Annotated in this window: 2 protein-coding genes; both read right to left on the bottom strand. The window is 50.6% G+C overall.

The window, feature by feature from the left end; all coding sequences use genetic code 11:
• A partial coding sequence (locus AC1DEL_RS27500) for an ATP-binding cassette domain-containing protein (RefSeq protein WP_477159241.1) occupies positions 1 to 763 on the bottom strand: 763 nt, incomplete at its 3' end.
• 16 nt (positions 764 to 779) lie between these two features.
• Positions 780 to 1,245: D-ribose pyranase (gene rbsD / locus AC1DEL_RS27495; protein WP_477159240.1), on the bottom strand; the 466-nt coding region annotated here is incomplete at its 5' end.

Genomic DNA, 1,245 nt, shown 5'->3' with positions numbered 1-1,245 from the left:
CCTTATCGCCGAGTGACGGTGTGCGTGTCGGATACCGATCAGTCAGCTCCCGGCCGACCATTTTTTTGACCACTTCATCAAAATTAGTATCTTTTAAATGCGCCGTATCGACAGTGAGGCCGTCCCGCATAATGGTGATCCGGTCGCAAATTGAAAATATCTCTTCCATTCGATGCGATATATAGACAATTGAAACGCCGTCTTGCTTTAACGCCGTCATTACGTCAAACAGCTTGCTGATTTCCCGTTCGGTCAGCGCCGCGGTCGGTTCGTCCATAATGATGACTTCGGCGTTTGTCATCAGCGCTTTAGCAATCTCAATCATCTGCTGCTGGCCGACGGAACATTGTCCGGCTTCCCGGTCAAGAGGCAGAGAGACTCCCAGTTTTTCAAGCTGTGATTTTGCTAGCGCTTTCATTTTCTTCGTCTCCAAAACGCCGAATGCCGTCGTCAGCTCTTTGCCGATAAACAGGTTTTCAAGCACCGTCATGTCCGGCCATATATTCAGCTCCTGGTGGATAAAGGCGATTCCGTGCTTTTCGGCTTCTTTTGGATTTGAGAAGGTCATATTTGTTCCGTTTATCGTAATGTTTCCCTTGTCGAGGCGGTGCAGTCCGGTGAGCAGATTCATTAAAGTCGATTTACCCGCTCCGTTTTCTCCCATTAAAGCGTGGATTTCTCCCGGCAGGAGCTCAAATGTGACGCCGGAGAGCACTTGATTTTTCCCGAATGCTTTATGAATGTCTGTCATGCCGATGTGCATGCTGGATCCCTTCCTTCTAGAAAATCACTCCCGCCTGCAGGATGCAGTTGGCGTATGGTGTCATTTCACCCGTTCGGATGACGGCTTTTGCTTTCTGTGTGAGCCGTTTGAATTCTTCGTGGGGCATGTACTCGATTGTCCGCTCTGAGAAATAGCTTTCTAGAAAACTTGCATTCTCAGGATTGGCGTCTTTGATTTCGGAGGCGGCTATCACCTTTTCGACTTCCATCTCCCCGGCCACCAGGCTGGTCACGTCCTGAAAGGCGGGAACGCCCGCCGTTAAGGACAAATCAATTTTAGGGACACCGTCTGGGACGGGGAGACCCGCATCGGCGATCGCGATGAGGTCTGTATGCCCGAGATCGGCTAATACTTTGTCAATGTGGCTGTTTAACATTCCGTGTTTCTTCATGACAGCAACTCCTCGACTGCTTTTCTGTCCGGCATGCCGCCCTGGGCGCCGAAATGCTGCACGGATAGGG

This window comes from Cupriavidus sp. 10L43_2 (assembly GCF_056395265.1).
This window is presented reverse-complemented; position numbering and strand designations above follow the sequence as displayed.